Here is a 19,283-nt window from a genome sequence, read left to right as displayed (position 1 = left end):
AGAAGTGATATGAATATCGAGCAGTACAGTAGTAAATCCCGATGCATCCGTAGCTCAGCTGGATAGAGTACTCGGCTACGAACCGAGCGGTCGGAGGTTCGAATCCTCCCGGATGCACCATCTCTTCTGCCTTTCCCTTCGATGTTTAGTTATTAATCACTCTCGTTGTTATCATTTCGCAATCAGCGACAAAAACCACCATTTACGATAAAGTAATGCTTTGTTAATCGGTTAGCGAGAGCACGATGTACGCACAGTATGACGGTTTGATCTTCGATATGGATGGTACCCTCCTGGACACCGAACCCACGCATCGTCAAGCCTGGACCGACGTCCTGGGCCGCTACGGCATGCGTTTCGACCTTCAGGCGATGATCGCCCTCAACGGCTCCCCCACCTGGCGTATTGCGCAGGCCGTGATTGAACTGAATCAGGCCGATCTCGACCCGCACCTGCTCGCGCGCGAAAAAACCGATGCGGTAAAAGCCATGCTTTTAGATACCGTACGTCCTCTGCCGCTGATTGATGTGGTAAAAGAGTGGCACGGGCGTCGCCCGATGTCGGTGGGGACGGGCAGCGAAAGCGCGATTGCAGAAGCCTTGCTCAATCATCTTGGCCTGCGCCACTATTTTTCTGCCGTGGTCGCCGCCGATCATGTTAAACGTCACAAGCCCGCACCGGACACCTTCCTGCTTTGCGCAGAATTAATGGGCGTCCCGGCGGCAAAGTGCGTCGTGTTTGAAGATGCCGATTTTGGGATCCAGGCCGCGCGTGATGCCGGAATGGATGCGGTGGATGTACGCTTACTGTGAGTGACGCGCTGTCACTTGCCTCATTATTCGCCAGCAGTTTTCTCAGCGCCACGCTGTTACCGGGCAATTCGGAAGTGGTGCTGGTGGCGATGCTGTTGTCCGGCGTGAGTCAGCCCTGGCTGCTTGTAGTAATAGCAACAATGGGTAATAGCCTTGGAGGGCTGACTAACGTTATTCTTGGGCGTTTCTTTCCGCTGCGCGAAAAATCGCGCTGGCAGGAAAAGGCAGTCGGCTGGCTAAAACGCTATGGCGCTGCCACGCTGTTATTAAGCTGGATGCCTGTAATAGGCGATTTACTGTGTCTGCTGGCGGGATGGATGCGCATCTCCTGGGGACCGGTGCTCTTTTTTTTGTGCCTTGGCAAGGCGTTGCGCTATGTTCTCGTGGCGTGGGCAACACTACAGGGTATGACGTGGTGGCACTAATTGGTGGAATGAATACGCGACCTTCAATCGTCAACCATTACAATTATGCTGAGTAACATTACTTTGACAGGCGGGAGGTCAATTTGATCCCGGACGTATCTCAGGCGCTGGCCTGGCTGGAAAACCACCCTCAGGCATTGAAGGGTATTCAGCGTGGTCTTGAGCGTGAAACGCTGCGCGTTAACGCGGACGGCAGTTTAGCGACGACGGGTCACCCGAAGGCGTTAGGCTCGGCGCTGACACATAAATGGATCACAACCGATTTCGCTGAAGCGCTGCTGGAGTTCATCACCCCAGTAGAGGGTGATATTGATCATATGCTGACGATTATGCGCGATATCCATCGCTACACCGCGCGCAATCTCGGCGATGAGCGTATGTGGCCCCTCAGCATGCCGTGCTATATCGAGCAGGGCCAGGAGATTGAGCTGGCGCAGTACGGCACGTCAAACATTGGTCGGCTGAAAACGCTCTACCGTGAGGGGCTGAAGAATCGCTACGGCGCGTTGATGCAGACCATCTCTGGCGTGCACTACAACTTCTCGCTGCCAATGGCGTTCTGGCAGGCGAAATGCGGTGAAACGGATAAAGACGCGATCTCTGAAGGCTACTTCCGCCTGATCCGCAACTACTACCGTTTCGGCTGGGTGATCCCGTATCTGTTTGGTGCCTCCCCGGCGATCTGTTCTTCGTTCCTGCAGGGGAAACCGACGACGCTGCCGTTCGAGAAGACCGACTGCGGAATGTACTATCTTCCGTACGCCACCTCTCTGCGTCTGAGCGATCTCGGCTATACCAATAAATCGCAAAGCAATCTCGGTATTACGTTTAACGAATTGCACGAATATGTGGCAGGATTGAAGCGGGCGATCAAAACCCCGTCGGAAGAGTACGAAAAAATCGGCCTCGAAAAAGACGGTAAGCGCCTGCAGATCAACAGCAATGTCCTGCAGATTGAAAACGAGCTGTATGCGCCAATTCGTCCTAAGCGCGTGACGCGCAGCGGCGAAACCCCGTCGGATGCGCTGCAGCGCGGCGGGATCGAATACATTGAAGTGCGCTCGCTGGATATCAACCCGTTCTCACCGATTGGCGTTGATGAACAGCAGATTCGCTTCCTGGATCTGTTTATGGTCTGGTGCGTGCTGGCGGATGCGCCGGAAATGAGTTCAGACGAATTGCTCTGCACCCGTACAAACTGGAACCGCGTGATTCTGGAAGGGCGTAAACCGGGCCTGACGCTGGGTATCGGCTGCGAAACGGCACAGTTCCCGCTGACGAAAGTCGGCAAAGATCTGTTCCGTGACCTGAAGCGTGTTGCCCGGACGATGGACAGCATCGACGGCGGCGACGCGTATCAACAGATTTGCGACCAACTGGTGGAATGCTTTGATAACCCGGAACTGACGTTCTCAGCACGCATTCTGCGTTCTATGATTGATCAGGGCATTGGTGGTACGGGGCGTTCACTCTCGGCGGAGTACCGTGAAATGCTGATCCAGGAGCCGTTAGAAATCCTGAGCGAAGCAGATTTTGTCGCGGAACGCGAAGCGTCCGTTGTGCGTCAGAAAGAGGTTGAAGCGGCGGATACCGAGTCGTTTGAGGCGTTTCTGGCGAAGCAGGCTTAAGCAGAAAAGAAAAAGGCCACATCGCTGTGGCCAAAATATACATCTCTGAATTCAGGGATGATGATAACAAATGCGCGTCTTTCATATACTCAGACGCGCATTCTGTAGAAGAGTTCAGTTTATTTTAAAAAAAATCACTATCGGAGGTGACGTATGCCGTTATTAGATAGCTTTACTGTCGACCATACCCGTATGGAAGCACCTGCAGTCCGCGTGGCGAAGACCATGCACACCCCGCACGGCGACACGATCACCGTCTTCGATCTGCGTTTCTGCGTGCCAAACAAAGAAGTGATGCCGGAGAAAGGCATTCATACGCTGGAACACCTGTTCGCTGGCTTCATGCGTGACCACCTGAACGGCAACGGCGTTGAGATCATCGATATCTCTCCGATGGGCTGCCGTACCGGTTTCTACATGAGCCTGATTGGTCAGCCTGAAGAGAAACGTGTTGCAGATGCCTGGAAAGCGGCCATGGAAGACGTGCTGAAGGTGAAAGAGCAGAACCAGATCCCTGAGCTGAACGTTTACCAGTGCGGCACCTATCAGATGCACTCTCTGGAAGAAGCGCAGGAGATCGCGCGCCACATCATCGAACGCGACGTTCGCGTGAACAGCAACGAAGAGCTGGCCCTGCCGAAAGAAAAACTGCAGGAACTGCACATCTAGTATTGTGCCTGTGGATGCCCGGTGGCGCTTCGCTTGCCGGGCCTACATTGTGCTGGTGCCTCCTTTGACCACAACCTTAACCTTCTCCTTTACCCACCGTCCTCTCGTTCCGTTTGCCCATGATTACGTTCATGGTGACAGCGAACCCTGGCACAAGCACGACTGCGCGCAGCTGCTGCACACCCTGAGCGGCGTGGTAAGGGTGGATACCGTATCGGGCTGTTGGGTTGTGCCTCCCGGTCGCGGCGTCTGGCTGCCTGCGGGCACGCAGCATTCCCTGCGCATTACCGGCAACGTGGCGGCGCGAACGTTGTTTATCGATCCGCTGGCGCGGGCCGATCTTCCCGCCACCTGCCAGATCGTCCAGATCGCGCCGCTGCTGCGCGAGCTGATCCTCGTCTCCCTTGCGTTGCCTGAATCGTACTCACCCGGAAGCCGGGATGAACGCGTCTATGAGCTGATTCTCGATGAAATCCGCACTATGCCGGTGCTGCCGTTTCACCTGCCGGAGCCGGAAAGCGAGGCGCTACGTCGCCTGTGTCTGCAAATCCGGCAAAACCCGGGGGAAAGCTGGAGCAGCGCGCAGGCTGCGAGCCTGATGAACATGAGCGAACGCACGCTGAACCGTCATTTTCAACAGCAGACGGGTTTAAGCTACGGCGAGTGGTTGAGAAGGGCGCGTCTGCTGGAAGCCTTAGTGCGGCTGGCGCAGGGCCAGCCGGTATTGCGCGTGGCGCTGGATCTGGGGTACGGCAGCCACAGCGCCTTTACGGCCATGTTCCGTCGGGTGATGGGCGTCTCCCCCAGCGATTACTTTAAGAACGACTGACGGCGTTAAAGAGCGCCTGAAGCGACGCGCGCGCCACGTCGCTATCAATGCCCACGCCCCAGCGGCTGCTGCCGTCCTGGAACAGGCAGCGAATGTAGGCCACCGAGCGGCTGTCGCTGCGCTCGCCTAACGTATGCTCGTGATAGTCCTTAATCACAAACGGCGCGTTGACCCAGCGGCTCAGGCCGTGAGCGGCGGCGGAGAGCAGACCGTTGCCGTGACCTTCCAGCTGGCGCGTTCCTCCCTGTGTGGCGACGCTGGCCGTCAAACGCAGCTGGCCGTCCTGCTGGCTGTCGCTGCGGTAGGATTGCAGCGCATACTGCGGCGTGGCCACCAGACCGTAGCGGGTGCGAAACAGCTGCCACAGCGCATTTTGCGTCATCTCTTTTCCGTGACGGTCGGTTTCCTGCTGCACGTGCTGGCTGAAATCCTGCTGCAGGGCGCGGGGCAGTTTCAGACCATGATTCTGTTCGATCAGCCACGCGCTGCCGCTTTTCCCTGACTGGCTGTTCACGCGGATCACCGCTTCGTAGGTGCAGCCGATATCCTGGGGATCGACGGGCAGGTAAGGCATCTCCCAGCGATCGCCAGGCCTGCGGGCATCAAAACCTTTTTTGATTGCGTCCTGGTGCGAGCCGGAGAAGGCGGTATAGGCCAGCCGTCCTGCCCACGGATGGCGCGGGTGCACCGGCAGCTGATTGCAGGTTTCCACCACTTCCACCACCCGGTTCATATCGCTAAAGTCCAGAGTCGGGCTGATACCCTGGCTGTAGAGGTTCATCGCCAGCGTCACCAGGCAGACGTTGCCCGTGCGCTCGCCGTTACCGAACAGACAGCCCTCCACGCGGTCAGCCCCCGCCATTACGGCCAGCTCCGCGCAGGCGACGCCGGTACCGCGGTCGTTATGCGGATGCACGCTGATGCAAACATCGCGGCGGCGGCTGAAGTGGCGACAGAAGTACTCGATCTGGTCGGCATAGACGTTCGGCGTGCTGACTTCGACGGTGGCGGGTAAGTTGATCACCATCGGGCGTTCGTCGCAAGGCTGCCAGATCTCCGCCACGGCTTCACAAATCTCCAGCGCAAATTCCGGCTCGGTAAAGCAGAAGGTTTCCGGAGAGTATTCGTACTGCCAGCGGGTGTCGGGATTTTCTTCACACAGCTGACGAATAAGCCGCGTGGCACGCGTCGCCAGCTCAACGATCTGCGCTTTCTCCATGCCGAATACCAGGCGGCGGAACAGCGGAGCGGTGGCGTTATACAGATGCACGGTCGCCTGCTTCGCGCCGCGCAGGGATTCAAAAGTGCGATGGATGAGATCTTCCCGTGCCTGAGTGAGCACCTGAATCGTCACGTCATCCGGGATGCGGTTCTCTTCAATCAGCTGGCGAACGAAATTGAAATCCGTCTGCGAGGCGGAAGGAAAGGCAACTTCAATCTCTTTAAACCCGCAGCTTAACAGCAGGTCCCAGAACTGCAGCTTGCGCGTGCTGTCCATCGGTTCGGCCAGAGCCTGGTTGCCGTCGCGCAGGTCGGTCGAGAGCCAGCGCGGCGCGCGGGTGATGCGTTGCTCCGGCCAGCGACGGTCGGGCAGGGAAAGGGTGGGAAAGGGTTGGTACTTGTCGGCGGGTGTGTTCAGCATGATGCGCTCCTGTTGTCTTTTCACTATCGTGAATCGATTTCAGGCGCGCTGCTTTATCGGCACTGACAATGGCTGTCGCGTTCTGGACACGGTGGCAATGGTTGCCCGGTGGCGCTGCGCTTACCGGGCCTACGGAAGTGTCAGTTATCGTAGGCCGGGTAAGGCGTAACCGCCACCCGGCAACCCGCGCACAAACTAGTGCGCGCCGCCACCGCCGCCACCGGCACCAAACGGCGGTCTGGCAAACCACACCAGCCCCAGCAGGACGATAAAGATCCCTGCCGATATCCAGAAAATCTCGTTGGCCGAGATAATCAGCCCCTGATTGGTGATCTGCTGGGCAATCCAGCCGGACGCCTGCTGCTCCGTCATCCCCATTCCCTGCAGCTGACTGTACATCTGCTGTGCGTTAGGGTTGAACGGGTTCACCGCTTCGGTCAGCTGCGCGTGGTGCATTGATTCGCGGTTTGTCCACAGGGTGGTGGTGATCGACGTCCCGATGGAGCCCGCCAGCGTACGGGTGAAGTTCGACAGGCTCGACGCGGCCGCCAGACGCTCGGGCGGCAGGCCAGAGAGCGTGATGGTGGTCAGCGGCATAAAGAAGCACGCCACCGCAAAGCCCTGAATGAACTGCGGCCACGCCGAGGCGCCAAAGTCCATTCCCGGCTCAAAGGTATACGCACGCCAGTAGAAGCACACCGCGTACATGATGAAGCTGAACGTCACCAGCCGACGCATGTCGAGCTTATGGGCGAAGCGGCCAATAATCGGCGACAGCAGGACCGGGATCACCCCGACAGGTGCCGACGCCAGACCCGCCCAGGTGGCGGTATAGCCATACACCTCCTGCAACAGCTGCGGCAGCAGAACAATCGCGCCGAAGTAGAGCATATAGGCGAGGCTGATACACAGGCAGCCGATGGTGAAGTTTCGCGACTTAAAGAGCGAGAGATCGACGATCGGGTTGTCGTCCGTCAGCTCCCAGACAATCAGGAAGCTTATCGACACCACCGCGACAATGGTCAGGATGATGATCTCCTGCGAGTTGAACCAGTCGAGCTCTTTACCGCGGTCGAGCATGATCTGCAGACTGCCGATACCCAGGATCAGCAGCGCCAGCCCGATGCTGTCGATACGCCGTTGTTCGGTGCGCGTCTCTCGTCCCCGCAGCGACTGCAGCGTCATCAATACCACGACGGCGCCAATCGGTACGTTGATGAAGAAGATCCAACCCCAGTGGTAGTTATCGCTGATGTACCCGCCCAGAATCGGTCCGCAGATAGGCGCGACGATAACGGTCATCGACCAGAGCGCCAGCGCGACGGAACGTTTTGCGGGAGGGTAGTTGCTCAGCAGCAAACTCTGGGAGAGCGGGATCAGCGGCCCCGCGACAATCCCCTGAATGACGCGGAAGAAAATCAGCATCGTCAGGCTGCTGGACATGCCGCACGCCCACGAGGCCAGAACAAACGCCACCGTGGACCAGAGGAACAGCTTCACCTCACCGACGCGCTTTGCCAGCCAGCCGGTGATCGGAATGGAGATGGCGTTTGCCACCCCAAACGAGGTAATGACCCAGGTCCCCTGGCTCAGCGACGAGCCAAGGTTACCGGCGATGGTCGGGATCGCCACGTTTGCGATGGTGGAGTCCAGCACCTGCATGAATGTCGCCAGCGACAGCGCGATGGTCATAATGACCAGCTGCGCGCCTTCCAGCGGTTTTTGCGGCTTTTGCTGTTGCATAACGCTCACCTTCGGATTAACCGGCGTTTGCCTTCACGATGTCATCGATCAGCTTGTTGACCGGATCGAGGCTAATTTCACGGGCGTTACTTTCATAAACCGGGCTGCTACGCACCTGGCTTGCAAGGATCTGACCGTCGCGGTTGGCGGTGTCAACCGTCACCAGCGTGGAGAGGCCGATACGCAGCGGGTGATCCGCCAGCTGTTTGGCATCCAGTTCGATACGCACGGGCAGACGCTGTACGACTTTGATCCAGTTACCGGTGGCGTTCTGCGCAGGCAGCAGGGAGAAGGCGCTGCCGGTCCCCATATCCAGACCCACCACTTTGCCGGTGTACTTCACGTCATCGCCATAGATGTCGCTGACAACCGTTGCGGTCTGGCCGATACGCATATGCGCAAGCTGCGTCTCTTTAAAGTTGGCATCGACCCACAGGTTGTCCGCCGGCACAACCGCCATCAGCGGCGTGGTTGGGCTGATCTGCGCCCCTGGCTGGACGGAACGACGGGAGACATAGCCGGTCATTGGGCTGACGATTTTAGTACGCTGCAGGGCAAGCCACGCGTTGCGGACTTCAGTCGCTGCCTGCTGAACGGCAGGCTGGTTTTCCAGGCTGGTGCCCAGCACCATCGCCTGGTTGGCGTTGTACTGCTGAATGGCCACGTCCAGCTGTGCCTGAGCGCTGGCGACGGCGTCGCGGGCGTGCTGCAGCTCTTCACGGCCAATCAGGTTGGCGGTGCCGAGCGGCACGCGGCGGTTCAGATCGCTCTGTGCCTGCGCGAGTGCGGTTTTCTGCACGTCGATGTTGGCCTGCAGCTGTTTGCTGTTGATCATCAGCTGGCGGGTCTGACGAACGCTGGAGGCCAGCGCGGTCTGCGCTTTTTCAAACGCCTGCTGGGCGTCGGTTGGATCGAGAGTCACCAACACATCGCCTTTTTGCACAAAGTCGGTATTGTCAGCCCAGACTTTCGTCACGCTGCCCGACACCTGCGCCATAATTTGTACCTGGTTCCCTGCCACGTACGCGTCGTCAGTCTCTTCAGCATGACGCAGTACTAAAAACCAATAGATCCCATATGCCACGGCAATAATGATAAAGAGCAAGGTCAACAGAAGAAGGGCGCTCTTACGTTTGCCTTTCTTGTTGGCCGGTTGCTGCGGGGTAGTGCTCTCCGCATTTGCGCTCATTGTTGTTCTCCACGATCTTCTTATTTTCACATCGGCTGAGCCGACCTGTTGTCAGAAAGGCCAGCAGTGTGACGTGCTGGCCTGTCGGTTTTCTTTTATAAATCTGGATTGTTGAGCGTGTCGTCGCGTTAGCGCAGCGCCTCAAGAACGGCGCCTTCTTCATCCATCTGGTCCAGACGGGTGAGCAGCTTGCGAGTGATGTGCTCAAGCTGGTCGCGCTCGGCGGTGCTGAGAGCGGACCAGAGTTTGTGCAGGCAATTGTGCTGAGGTGGCAGCACCTCGCGCAGGAATTCGTGACCTTTATCGGTCAGTTGCAGATGCAGGCAGCGGCGATCGTTATCGCTTTCACGGCGCTCAATCCAGCCGCGCTTTTCCAGCTCATCGGCAATTCGGGTGGCGTTGGTGCGGGAGGAGCCCAGCGCGCAGCTCAGCTCAGAAGGCTGAATGCTGTGGTTTTCCTGAGACTCCAGCGTGATCAACGCCATAAACAATGTCTCGTTAATCCCTTGAGCTTTCAGCATTTTATTGCGGTTTTCCAGTAGCTTACCCTGCATGTGCATGCACAGGCGAGTCAGCAGGATTTCCTGATACGGGAAGTCCTCATGGCGACTGGCGCGGAATTTAAGCATTTGTTCAATGGGCGTAAACGAACTATCCATTTGGGCATAACCTCATTAATTACAGCCGATATAGTAACGACAGTGACAAATAATGTAAATGAATTATTTGTGCGGTTATATCCGCCAAATTAATGTCACCATCAGAAAGCGCCGGGTAAGTCCGTGACCCGGTGAGCACAGAAAGCGTAGGGGATGAACCCGCTGAAGAGAGGATGTGAGGACGGGGGTCTGAACTATTCATGCCGATTGTAAATATGTCACCCACATTAAAATTTCTGGGATAAATGATTACGTTTACATTAACAGAGTGAGGGGCCCCTTTACACCCTAAGGGGCCCAAAGCAATGTAAAACTTAGTGAATTGCCTCCTGGCGATGGTAGCCGCGCCACCATACAAGCAGGTTAATCGTGGCGACGATGGCGCCAATTGCACATACCCCTGACCAGCCAGCATGCTGCCACGCCGAGGCGGAAATGAGCGAGCCCGCCGCGCCGCCAATAAAGTAGCTGGTCATGTACCCGGCCGTCAGGCGGTTACGCGCCTCTGGCTTCACGCGATAGATGACGGTCTGATTGGTAATGTGAACGCCCTGCACGGTGAGATCGAGTACCAGGATACCGACGATCAGCGCCAGCACCGAGACGTGCCCATACCAGATTGCCGCCCAGGAGAGCAGAAGTAACACCAGCCCCGCGGAGGTGGTCAGGTGGGATTTGCCCTTGTCGGCCAGCCCGCCTGCGGGGCGCGCGCCCAGTGCGCCTGCGGCACCGGCCAGGCCGAACAGGCCAATCACCCCTTCGGAATAATTAAACGGCGGCGCGGCCAGCAGAAACGCCATTGACGTCCAGAGAATGCTGAAGTTGGCGAAGGTGAAGCAGCCCAGCAGGGCGCGGGTGCGCAGAAGTTTATCCTGGGTGAACAGGCTGAAAACGGAGGCCAGCAGCTGCGGGTAATTCAGGTGATTTTCCTGCTTTACTTTTGGCAGCCCGCGCCACAGCGCCAGCGCCATGACGACCATCAATACGCTCGCCACCCAGTATACGGTGCGCCAGCCGCCGAGGCTTGCCAGCAGCCCGGCGACGGTACGCGCCAGCAAAATCCCCAGCAGCAGGCCGCTCATGATGGTGCCCACCACCTTGCCACGTTTTTCCGGTGAGGCGAGGGTCGCGGCGAGCGGCACCAGGATTTGCGCCACCACGGAGAACAGCCCCGTCAGCGCGGTACCGATAATCATCATCGTCAGCGACTGGCTGCTGGCGGTGATCAGCATCCCGCCGGCGGCCAGAAGCGTCATGGAGACGATCAGCATCCGGCGTTCAAACATATCGCCGAGCGGCACCAGGAACAGCAGCCCGGCGGCATAGCCGAGCTGGGCGGCGGTGACGATAAAGCCTGCGGAACTGGCGGAGAGATTGAACGCGCGGGCGATGGTGTCGAGAAGAGGCTGCGCGTAATAGTTGCTGGCGACGGCCAGACCCGTTGCCACGGACATTAAAAGGATGAGTGCGGGGCTAAGCCCTTGAGTGGTTTTTGTCATTAGTTTCAGGAATCGTTAGTGAAGTGATTATTTTTCCGGAAACCATAATAGCCAATGATTGTGAATGTGGGGGGATTGTTACGTGCTGGATTGTGCGGTTTAGGTTGGGTGCGGTCTGATCCCCTCACCCCGGTCCTCTCCCAGTGTACGGTCCGGGGAGAGGGTTAGGGTGAGGGAAAAGGTTTTACTTCTGCGCCGCCAGCGCCGCTTTCACCCAGCCGTCAAACTGCTGCTGGTGGGCCTTGATCCAGCCGTCGACGTGGCCTTTAACATCCGCCTCAGACGATTTGCCCGCGTGCATCATCGCGTTCTGGGCGTTGATGTCCGCCAGCGGCAGCTTCATCACCGAGAACAGCTTCGCCGCGGCCGGGTTTTTCTCCGCCCAGGCTTTGTTCGCCACGATATGCATGGTGTTCACCGGGAAGCCGTAGTTCATGCCGTTCGGCAGTTTGGTGTCGATATCTTTCTGCTCGCCCGGCAGGGAGGAGAACGGCACCTGCAGCCACACCACGTCTTTACCCGGCTTCAGCACGTCGCTCACCCAGTACGGCGTCCAGGTGTAGTAGATCACCGGTTTACCCTCTTTGAAGCGGGCAATGGTGTCGGCCATCATCGCTGAATAGTTGCCGTGGCTCACGTCGACCGTTTTCGCCAGATCGAACGCCTTGTTCTGGTGGTTAATCACCGCTTCGCAGCCCCAGCCCGGCGAGCAGCCCATCATGTCGGCCTTGCCGTCACCGTTGGTGTCAAACAGTCTGGCGATCTTCGGATCCTTCAGCTGTTCGATGTTGGTGATGTGGTACTGGTCGGCGGTTTTCTTGTCGATCAGGTACCCCTGCGCCGCGCCGGTGACAAAGGTGCCTTCACGGTAGAATTTCTTATCGCCACCGGCGGCGGCATACATATCGTCATGCAGCGGCTGCCAGTTTACGGCGGTAAAGGTGGCGTCACCGGAGGCAATCGAGGTGTAGCCCACGTTGTAATCCACTTCGCTCGGCGTGTTAACCGTATAGCCCAGTTTTTCCAGCGCGCGGCTGACCAGCAGGGTCTGGAAGCTCTCTTCCGAAATAGTGCTCTGCACCGGCTGCACGGTAATGCCTTTGCCCGGCAGGTCAGCTGCGAACGTGCTGGTGGAGACAAGGGTGGCAAACGCTGTGGCAAAAAGTACGTTATGTCGCATCGTTGTTCCTTATTTTCTAAAGGGGCGGGTGAGTAACCCAACAGGGCCGGTGGAATACCAGCGACGGTTGCCGTGACTGCGTGAATCGCGACCGACGGCCTGGGTCAGGCGGTCAAGAATAATGGCGAGGATCACAATCCCGACGCCGCCGACGGTAGCCAGCCCCATGTCGAGACGGCCAATGCCGCGCAGCACCATCTGACCGAGACCGCCAACGGCGATCATCGAGGCAATCACCACCATCGACAGGGCCAGCATCAGCGTCTGGTTCACGCCCGCCATGATGGTCGGCATCGCCAGCGGGAGCTGAACCTTAAACAGCATCTGGCGCGGGCTGGCGCCGAACGAGCGTGACGCTTCGATCAGGTCCGCAGGCACCTGATTGATCCCGAGAATGGTCAGACGAATAATCGGCGGCAGGGCAAAGATAATGGTGACCACCACGCCCGGCACGTTGCCGATGCCGAACAGCATCACGATAGGCACCAGATAGACGAACGCCGGGGTGGTCTGCATTGCATCCAGCAGCGGGCGAATAATCTTCGCGGCCCGCGGGCTGCGCGCCAGCCAGATCCCCATCGGCAGGCCGATGACGATGCAGAAGAGCAGGGCGGTCAGCACCAGCGCCAGGGTGATCATCGCCTGCGACCAGGCCCCAATCGCGCCGATGGCAATCAGCGAAATCAGCGTGGCGACACCCATCCCGGCGCTGCCAAACTGCCAGGCGATCAGGGAGAACAGGATAATCGCCACCGGTGCCGGCATGCCCAGCATCAGCTGCTGGAAGCCGTTCAGGATGTAATCCACCGGGATGCGGATCCCCTGGAAAACCGGGCGGAAGTGCGTGACCACCCAGTCGATCCCCTCCGTGACCCAGCTGTCCAGCGGGATCAGCGTCTTGTGGAACGGATCCATAATATTGAAGTGCTCTGGCGCAGGCGCGGGTGCGCTGTTCAGCCAGTCTGCCGCACCGCCACCGTCGGCGGGTGCTGGCGTGGAACCCCACGCGTCGGCGGATTGCGCTGCGTTGTCCGCCGCTTCAGTGGTGCCCCACGGGTTAGTTTGATCAGCCATTATTTGCCCCCTCGCGATCTAAAGCCTGCAGCAGCATCCGTTTGGAGATGATGCCGACGTACTGTTGTTCCTCACCCACGACCGGTACGGCGCAAGGCGCCTGCCCCACGTGAGAGAGCAACTCGCTGAGCGGCGTTTCGGCGTCCACGGCAAGCGGAGCGTCAATTAACGCCGCATCGATGCCCTGGTTTTCGCTGAGCGCGGTTTTCAGAGAATCGATGGAGACAACGCCGACAAATTTATTGCCGCGTTCAACCAGATAACCGTATTCACGGTCTTCGTCCTGCAGGAGCTTCAGCGCGGAGCGCGGGCCGAAGCCAGGCGTTTTACGGATAATGCCGTTTGGCGTTCGACGGGCAATATCTTTGGCGCTAAAGACCTGGCTAATATCCACGCCGCGGAAGAAGGTGCGCACATAATCATTTGCCGGATTATTGAGAATTTCATCCGGCGTGCCGACCTGCACCACTTCACCATTTTGCATAATGGCAATACGGTCGCCAATACGCATGGCTTCATCCAAATCGTGGGAAATAAAGACAATGGTCCGCTGATGTTTCGCCTGTAATTTTACCAGCTCATCCTGCATTTCGGTGCGAATTAACGGATCGAGGGCAGAGAAGGCTTCGTCCATTAATAAAATGTCTGGATTAATGGCTAATGCGCGGGCTAATCCCACGCGCTGACGCATACCGCCGGAAAGTTCATCCGGGTACGCATGCGCATAATTTTCCAGCCCAACCTGACGCAGGGCATCAAGGGCTTTTTCCTGACGTTCCTGCGCGGGTGTACCGGCTAATTCCATGCCGAAAGCGGTATTATCCAGCACCGTCATATGTGGCATCAGCGCGAATGACTGGAATACCATCGCAATTTTCTTTCTGCGCACCTCGCGAAGCTCGGTGTCTGATATTCTGGCGATATCCACGCCGTCAATCAGCACCTGTCCGCGGGTGGGTTCAATCAGGCGATTGAGAAGGCGAACCATAGTGGATTTACCCGAACCGGATAATCCCATGATGACAAAAATCTCGCCTTCTTCAATGGCCAGACTGGCGTCTTTAACGCCAAGCGATAGCCCGGTTTTTTCCAGAATTTGCTCTTTCGAAAGGCCTTTCTCAATATATTTGAATGCGCGCTGAGGATGCTCGCCAAATACTTTATAAAGATTTTTCACTTCTAATTTAATTGCCATGCAATAGAGAGTGTCCTGTTATTTGTTTATGTCGATATGATTACCATGGTAAATTGTTAACGGGCATAACCCTAACATACTGAGAATCTGAGACAACCCTGGGTTTGCTTATGACGTAAATTTTCAGGGAGGCGAAACGGCTGAATTTCCCATGAGTAAAGGGCTGAGCGGGATTTGAATTTTTCTCAATTTTTTGCTGCGGCATCGGGGAATTTCGCCTGAATCGGGTGATTCAGGCGAATAGGGCGCGGAAATGACAGTGTAGTTGTTTTGTAAATATTGGAGAGGAAATTGTTGGGTTTATATTAAATTAACGAACGTTAACGTTCATTAAAAATCCCAGTCCTCATCCTCGGTTTCCACCGCTTTGCCCATCACGTACGACGAACCCGAGCCGGAGAAGAAATCGTGGTTTTCGTCGGCGTTGGGCGACAGCGCGGAGAGAATCGCCGGGTTAACCTCCGCCATCTCTGGCGGGAACAGCGCGTCGTAGCCGAGATTCATCAGCGCCTTGTTGGCGTTGTAGCAGAGGAAGGCTTTCACGTCCTCCTCCCAGCCGGTGCCGGCGTACAGTTCCTCGGTATAGCTCAGCTCGTTGTCGTACAGATCCATCAGCAAATCGAGCGCAAACCCTTTGAGCTCCTCGCGCTCCGCGTCGCTGACCTTTTCCAGCCCTTTCTGATATTTATAGCCAATGTAATACCCGTGTACCGCTTCATCCCGAATGATAAGCCGGATCAAATCGGCGGTGTTGGTCAGCTTGCCCCGGCTCGACCAGTACATGGGCAGCCAGAAGCCAGAATAGAACAGGAATGATTCCAGAAACACGCTGGCGATCTTCTTCTTCAGCGGCTCGTCGGCCCGATAATACGTCAGTACCAGCTCCGCCTTTCTTTGTAACGACTCGCTCGCTTCGCTCCAGGCGTAGGCCGCGTCCACGTCTTTGGTCTGGCACAGCGTGGAGAAAATCGAGCTGTAGGAGCGGGCGTGCACCGCCTCCATAAAGCTGATGTTCGACATCACCGCCTCTTCGTGCGGCGTCAGCGCGTCACCCATCAGAGCCGGTGCGCCAACGGTATTCTGAATGGTGTCCAGCAGCGTCAGGCCGGTAAAGACGCGGATCGTTAGCTGCTGCTCGGCGTGGCTCAGGGTTTGCCAGGCCGGAATATCGTTGGAGAGCGGGACCTTTTCCGGCAGCCAGAAGTTGCTGGTCAGGCGGTTCCACACTTCCAGATCTTTCTCGTCCTGGATCTTGTTCCAGTTAACGGCGCTCACGCGTGACAGTTTCATCCTTTCTCCTTACAGCGCGCAGGACACGCAGCCTTCGATTTCGGTGCCTTCCAGCGCAAGCTGGCGCAGGCGAATGTAGTAGAGCGTCTTGATACCTTTCTTCCAGGCGTAGATCTGCGCTTTGTTGATGTCCCGCGTGGTGGCGGTATCCGGGAAGAACAGCGTCAGCGACAGCCCCTGATCCACGTGTTTCGTCGCCTCGGCGTAGGTATCGATGATTTTTTCCGGGCCAATCTCGTATGCGTCCTGATACAGCGCCAGGTTCTCGTTGGTCATAAACGGCGCAGGGTAGTAAACGCGTCCGGTTTTGCCTTCTTTGCGAATTTCAATCTTCGACACGATCGGGTGAATGCTCGACGTGGCGTGATTGATGTAGGAGATCGAACCGGTTGGCGGCACCGCCTGCAGGTTCTGGTTGTAGATGCCGTAGCGCATCACGTCATCACGCAACTGCTGCCACATCTCGCGCGTGGGCAGAACGATCCCGGCGCGGGCAAACAGCTCCCTTACTCGCGCCGTTTTCGGCTGCCAGTCGCCTTCAAGATACGGGCTGAAATACTCTCCGCTGGCGTAGCGCGACTGTTCAAAGCCCGCGAAACGCTGGTTGCGCTCGCGCGCCAGCATCATCGAGGTATGCAGCGCGTGCCAGGTGACGGTGTAAAAATAGAGGTTGGTGAAGTCCAGCCCTTCCGGGCTGCCGTAGGCGATGCCTTCCCGCGCCAGGTAGCCGTGCAGGTTCATCTGCCCAAGGCCAATGGCGTGCGACGCGGCGTTGCCCGCCTCGATGGACGGCACGCTGCGGATGTGGCTCATGTCCGACACCGCCGTCAGCCCGCGAATGGCGGTCTCCACCGTGCGGCCAAAGTCGGGGGAATCCATGGTGTGGGCGATATTCAGCGACCCGAGGTTGCAGGAGATGTCTTTGCCGATCTCCGCGTAGTCCAGATTCTCGTCATAGCGGGAGGCACTGTTGACCTGTAAAATCTCCGAGCACAGGTTGCTCATGTTGATGCGCCCGGCAATCGGGTTTGCGCGGTTCACCGTGTCCTCGTACATGATGTACGGATAGCCGGACTCAAACTGAATTTCGGCAAGCGTCTGGAAGAAATCGCGGGCGTTGATGGTTTTTTTGCGGATGCGATCGTCGGCCAGCAGCTCGTCGTACAGCTCGCTTATCGCCACGTCGCCAAAGGCTTTGCCGTAAATCCGCTCAACGTCATACGGCGAGAAGAGCGCCATGTCGGCATTCTCTTTAGCCAGCTTAAAGGTGATATCCGGGATCACCACGCCCAGCGACAGGGTTTTGATGCGGATTTTTTCGTCGGCGTTTTCGCGCTTGGTATCGAGGAAACGCAGAATGTCGGGGTGGTGCGCGTGCAGATAAACCGCGCCCGCGCCCTGACGCGCGCCAAGCTGGTTGGCGTAGGAGAAGGCATCTTCCAGCATCTTCATGACCGGGATCACGCCGGAGGACTGGTTTTCGATGCGCTTAATCGGCGCGCCCGCTTCACGCAGGTTCGAGAGCAGAAACGCCACGCCGCCGCCGCGTTTGGAGAGCTGCAGCGCCGAGTTCACCGCGCGGCCTATCGACTCCATATTATCTTCAATGCGCAGCAGGAAGCAGGAGACCAGCTCGCCGCGCTGGGCTTTTCCGCAGTTAAGGAACGTTGGCGTGGCGGGCTGGAAGCGGCCGGAGAGGATCTCGTCGGTGAGCTGTTGCGCCAGCGCTTCATCGCCCTGCGCCAGAGTCAGCGCGACCATCACCACGCGATCTTCAAAGCTTTCTAAGTAGCGCTTACCGTCGAAGGTCTTCAGGGTGTAGCTGGTGTAGAACTTCCACGCGCCAAGGAACGTCTGGAAACGAAAGCCGCTGGCGTGGGCGCGTTCAAACAGCTTCACGACGAAGGCGCGTGCGTAGCGGGTGAGGACGCGGGCGTCGTAGTAACCTTCGTTAACCAGGTGGTCGAGACGTTCATCCTGGCTCGCGAAGGTCACGCTGTTGGGCCGCACGTGGGCGGCAAAAAAGGCGTCCACCGCCTCACGGTCTTTATCAAACTGAATGCGTCCCTCCCGGTCATAGAGGTTAAGCATCGCGTTTAATGCGTGGTAATCCGGCGTCGCCTGTATTACCCGTTCTGCGGTTGTCGTTGCCAAAATTCGTTCACTCCTTTACGCACGTTTTCGACGTCCTGCTGCGTCCCCATCAGCTCAAAGCGATAGAGATACGGCACGCCGCATTTTTGAGAGATGACATCTCCGGCGCGGCCAAAGGCATCGCCGAAATTGCGATTGCCCGCCGCGATCACGCCTCGGATTAGCCCGCGGTTATGCGGATCGTTCAGAAAGCGGATCACCTGACGAGGCACTGCGCCCGCCGTACCGCCGCCGCCGTAGCTGGGCACCACCAGAATGTACGGTTCTTCTACCCGGATGCGCTCCCGCTCGTTGAGGGGAATGCGCACCGCAGGCAGCCCGACGCGCTCCATAAAACGGAGCGTGTTTTCCGAGCTGCTGGAGAAGAAGACCAGCCCACTCATGCCCGTGCGGCCTGCGCGGCGATGCGGTTGATCATGTCCGGACGGAAGCCAGACCAGCTGGTCTCCCCGGCCACCACCACCGGAAGCTGACGGAAACCCTGCGCGCGAAGGGTATCGGCGGCCTCGGGCTGCTGGTCAATATTCACCATCTCAAACGCCACGCCGCGGCTTTCCATCGCCCGTTTGGTCGCGTGGCACTGAACACAATCGTTACGAGTGTAAATAATAATGCTCATGATTCGTATTTCCATTTAAAATGAGAGAGCGGCGCGAATCATCGCGTCAGGTTGTGTGTATCTTGCTAAAAGGAATACTAGATGTAGTTGTATTAAGTTTCAACCATACAAGATATGGGAAATTTAGATTGATGATGCCCTGATGATGAGCACAGCGGGGCAGGGGGTGTTGTACGGGTTTTTCAGGCTTGCGGGCATTAAAAAGCCCCGGCGCCAGCGGCGACCGGGGCTAATGGCTCGCGCTTACTTACGCAGGCTAAGCAGAGCGCCGACGAAGATCCCCACTGCCGCTACCGTGCCGAGCGTGCAGAGCGGTTTTTCGCGCACGAAGGTCGTTGCGCAGCTGACGGCATCGCAGGCAGCCTGTGTGGTACGCGTGCGGCCATTTAGGCGTGCGCGGGTTTCACGGAGCAGAGACTGAGCCTTACGTTTTGCGGCATCCGCTTCGTCCTTCGCGTCACTTCCCCAGGATTTCAGCACCTCTTCCAGCGTGTCTGCTAATTGGCTGACATCATTACGAATATCCTGAGCGTCGTCGTTAATATCGTTTCGGTTCGGTCTGTTAAACATACGATCCTCCGTAATTTTGTGTTCCCGTTCAGTTTAGTTCAGAAATTTAATATCTGAAGCGCATCACGCGATATCCGCCAGTTTATGGACTATTCTGAAAGCCCTG

At 57.5% G+C, this 19,283-nt stretch carries 18 protein-coding genes and 1 tRNA gene; 6 read left to right on the top strand and 13 right to left on the bottom strand.

What is annotated here, in order from left to right:
* The first annotated feature begins 43 nt into the window (after window positions 1-43).
* The 6 genes from BFV67_RS17165 (at window position 44) to BFV67_RS17140 (ending at window position 4,363) form a co-directional block, all read left to right on the top strand.
* Window positions 44-120 (top strand) — tRNA-Arg (locus BFV67_RS17165).
* A gap of 125 nt (window positions 121-245) precedes the next feature.
* The gene (yqaB, locus tag BFV67_RS17160; RefSeq protein ID WP_008499542.1) at window positions 246-812 is read left to right on the top strand and encodes a fructose-1-phosphate/6-phosphogluconate phosphatase; all 567 of its coding nucleotides are present in this window, start codon (window positions 246-248) and stop codon (window positions 810-812) included.
* Complete coding sequence (locus tag BFV67_RS17155; protein WP_021241956.1) at window positions 809-1,237, top strand: YqaA family protein; 429 nt, start codon at window positions 809-811, stop codon at window positions 1,235-1,237. The genes yqaB and BFV67_RS17155 overlap by 4 nt, the downstream gene beginning before the upstream one ends.
* Window positions 1,238-1,320: 83 nt before the next feature.
* Window positions 1,321-2,865, top strand: a complete 1,545-nt coding sequence (gshA, locus tag BFV67_RS17150; protein ID WP_069598719.1) for a glutamate--cysteine ligase — start codon at window positions 1,321-1,323, stop codon at window positions 2,863-2,865.
* A 153-nt stretch (window positions 2,866-3,018) separates the two neighbouring features.
* The gene (luxS, locus tag BFV67_RS17145) at window positions 3,019-3,534 is read left to right on the top strand and encodes an S-ribosylhomocysteine lyase (RefSeq protein WP_008499539.1); all 516 of its coding nucleotides are present in this window, start codon (window positions 3,019-3,021) and stop codon (window positions 3,532-3,534) included.
* A gap of 64 nt (window positions 3,535-3,598) precedes the next feature.
* The gene (locus BFV67_RS17140; RefSeq protein WP_069598718.1) at window positions 3,599-4,363 is read left to right on the top strand and encodes an AraC family transcriptional regulator; all 765 of its coding nucleotides are present in this window, start codon (window positions 3,599-3,601) and stop codon (window positions 4,361-4,363) included.
* On the opposite strand, the gene leuA is transcribed toward BFV67_RS17140, so the two are convergent.
* The 13 genes from leuA to BFV67_RS17075 form a co-directional block, all read right to left on the bottom strand.
* The gene (gene leuA, locus BFV67_RS17135; protein ID WP_039265555.1) at window positions 4,350-6,005 is read right to left on the bottom strand and encodes a 2-isopropylmalate synthase; all 1,656 of its coding nucleotides are present in this window, start codon (window positions 6,003-6,005) and stop codon (window positions 4,350-4,352) included. The genes BFV67_RS17140 and leuA overlap by 14 nt on opposite strands.
* Window positions 6,006-6,200: 195 nt before the next feature.
* A complete protein-coding gene (gene emrB, locus BFV67_RS17130) occupies window positions 6,201-7,748 on the bottom strand; it encodes a multidrug efflux MFS transporter permease subunit EmrB (RefSeq protein WP_008502580.1) in 1,548 nt (515 codons plus the stop codon).
* 16 nt (window positions 7,749-7,764) lie between these two features.
* Window positions 7,765-8,937, bottom strand: coding sequence for a multidrug efflux MFS transporter periplasmic adaptor subunit EmrA (gene emrA, locus BFV67_RS17125; RefSeq protein ID WP_021241959.1), 1,173 nt, complete (start codon window positions 8,935-8,937; stop codon window positions 7,765-7,767).
* 128 nt (window positions 8,938-9,065) lie between these two features.
* Window positions 9,066-9,596, bottom strand: coding sequence for a transcriptional repressor MprA (gene mprA, locus BFV67_RS17120; RefSeq protein ID WP_008502578.1), 531 nt, complete (start codon window positions 9,594-9,596; stop codon window positions 9,066-9,068).
* Between the two features lie 314 nt (window positions 9,597-9,910).
* Window positions 9,911-11,095: an MFS transporter gene (locus BFV67_RS17115; RefSeq protein ID WP_008502577.1), complete on the bottom strand. Its 1,185-nt coding sequence runs from the start codon at window positions 11,093-11,095 to the stop codon at window positions 9,911-9,913.
* Between the two features lie 184 nt (window positions 11,096-11,279).
* Window positions 11,280-12,275: a glycine betaine/L-proline ABC transporter substrate-binding protein ProX gene (gene proX, locus BFV67_RS17110; protein ID WP_021241961.1), complete on the bottom strand. Its 996-nt coding sequence runs from the start codon at window positions 12,273-12,275 to the stop codon at window positions 11,280-11,282.
* Window positions 12,276-12,284: 9 nt separating this feature from the next.
* The gene (gene proW, locus BFV67_RS17105) at window positions 12,285-13,349 is read right to left on the bottom strand and encodes a glycine betaine/L-proline ABC transporter permease ProW (protein ID WP_069598717.1); all 1,065 of its coding nucleotides are present in this window, start codon (window positions 13,347-13,349) and stop codon (window positions 12,285-12,287) included.
* Window positions 13,342-14,544, bottom strand: a complete 1,203-nt coding sequence (gene proV / locus BFV67_RS17100) for a glycine betaine/L-proline ABC transporter ATP-binding protein ProV (RefSeq protein ID WP_069598716.1) — start codon at window positions 14,542-14,544, stop codon at window positions 13,342-13,344. Before proV ends, proW begins: the two co-directional genes overlap by 8 nt.
* Before the next feature lie 330 nt (window positions 14,545-14,874).
* Window positions 14,875-15,834 carry a class 1b ribonucleoside-diphosphate reductase subunit beta gene (gene nrdF, locus BFV67_RS17095; RefSeq protein ID WP_069598715.1) on the bottom strand — a complete coding sequence of 320 codons (960 nt, stop codon included), beginning with the start codon at window positions 15,832-15,834 and terminating at the stop codon, window positions 14,875-14,877.
* 9 nt (window positions 15,835-15,843) lie between these two features.
* On the bottom strand, window positions 15,844-17,988 hold the full coding sequence (gene nrdE / locus BFV67_RS17090) for a class 1b ribonucleoside-diphosphate reductase subunit alpha (protein ID WP_045336633.1): 2,145 nt from the start codon (window positions 17,986-17,988) through the stop codon (window positions 15,844-15,846).
* On the bottom strand, window positions 17,961-18,371 hold the full coding sequence (gene nrdI / locus BFV67_RS17085; RefSeq protein WP_023617657.1) for a class Ib ribonucleoside-diphosphate reductase assembly flavoprotein NrdI: 411 nt from the start codon (window positions 18,369-18,371) through the stop codon (window positions 17,961-17,963). The genes nrdE and nrdI overlap by 28 nt, the downstream gene beginning before the upstream one ends.
* The gene (nrdH, locus tag BFV67_RS17080; protein WP_008502570.1) at window positions 18,368-18,607 is read right to left on the bottom strand and encodes a glutaredoxin-like protein NrdH; all 240 of its coding nucleotides are present in this window, start codon (window positions 18,605-18,607) and stop codon (window positions 18,368-18,370) included. The genes nrdI and nrdH overlap by 4 nt, the downstream gene beginning before the upstream one ends.
* A gap of 243 nt (window positions 18,608-18,850) precedes the next feature.
* A complete protein-coding gene (locus tag BFV67_RS17075) occupies window positions 18,851-19,177 on the bottom strand; it encodes an ElaB/YgaM/YqjD family protein (protein WP_008502569.1) in 327 nt (108 codons plus the stop codon).
* Window positions 19,178-19,283 lie beyond the last annotated feature (106 nt).

The sequence above is a fragment of the Enterobacter roggenkampii genome (assembly GCF_001729805.1).
GTDB lineage: Bacteria > Pseudomonadota > Gammaproteobacteria > Enterobacterales > Enterobacteriaceae > Enterobacter > Enterobacter roggenkampii.
Note: the sequence above shows the minus strand (reverse complement) of the source record. Positions and strands in the feature narration are given on the sequence as shown.

Coding starts and splice junctions, on each gene's coding strand:
- emrB (WP_008502580.1), bottom strand. CDS start 7,748: ATGCAACAGCAAAAGCCGCAAAAACCGCTGGAAGGCGCGCAGCTGGTC.
- proV (WP_069598716.1), bottom strand. CDS start 14,544: ATGGCAATTAAATTAGAAGTGAAAAATCTTTATAAAGTATTTGGCGAG.
- nrdH (WP_008502570.1), bottom strand. CDS start 18,607: ATGAGCATTATTATTTACACTCGTAACGATTGTGTTCAGTGCCACGCG.
- BFV67_RS17075 (WP_008502569.1), bottom strand. CDS start 19,177: ATGTTTAACAGACCGAACCGAAACGATATTAACGACGACGCTCAGGAT.
- leuA (WP_039265555.1), bottom strand. CDS start 6,005: ATGCTGAACACACCCGCCGACAAGTACCAACCCTTTCCCACCCTTTCC.
- proW (WP_069598717.1), bottom strand. CDS start 13,349: ATGGCTGATCAAACTAACCCGTGGGGCACCACTGAAGCGGCGGACAAC.
- yqaB (WP_008499542.1), top strand. CDS start 246: ATGTACGCACAGTATGACGGTTTGATCTTCGATATGGATGGTACCCTC.
- mprA (WP_008502578.1), bottom strand. CDS start 9,596: ATGGATAGTTCGTTTACGCCCATTGAACAAATGCTTAAATTCCGCGCC.
- emrA (WP_021241959.1), bottom strand. CDS start 8,937: ATGAGCGCAAATGCGGAGAGCACTACCCCGCAGCAACCGGCCAACAAG.
- nrdF (WP_069598715.1), bottom strand. CDS start 15,834: ATGAAACTGTCACGCGTGAGCGCCGTTAACTGGAACAAGATCCAGGAC.
- luxS (WP_008499539.1), top strand. CDS start 3,019: ATGCCGTTATTAGATAGCTTTACTGTCGACCATACCCGTATGGAAGCA.
- nrdI (WP_023617657.1), bottom strand. CDS start 18,371: ATGAGTGGGCTGGTCTTCTTCTCCAGCAGCTCGGAAAACACGCTCCGT.
- BFV67_RS17115 (WP_008502577.1), bottom strand. CDS start 11,095: ATGACAAAAACCACTCAAGGGCTTAGCCCCGCACTCATCCTTTTAATG.
- proX (WP_021241961.1), bottom strand. CDS start 12,275: ATGCGACATAACGTACTTTTTGCCACAGCGTTTGCCACCCTTGTCTCC.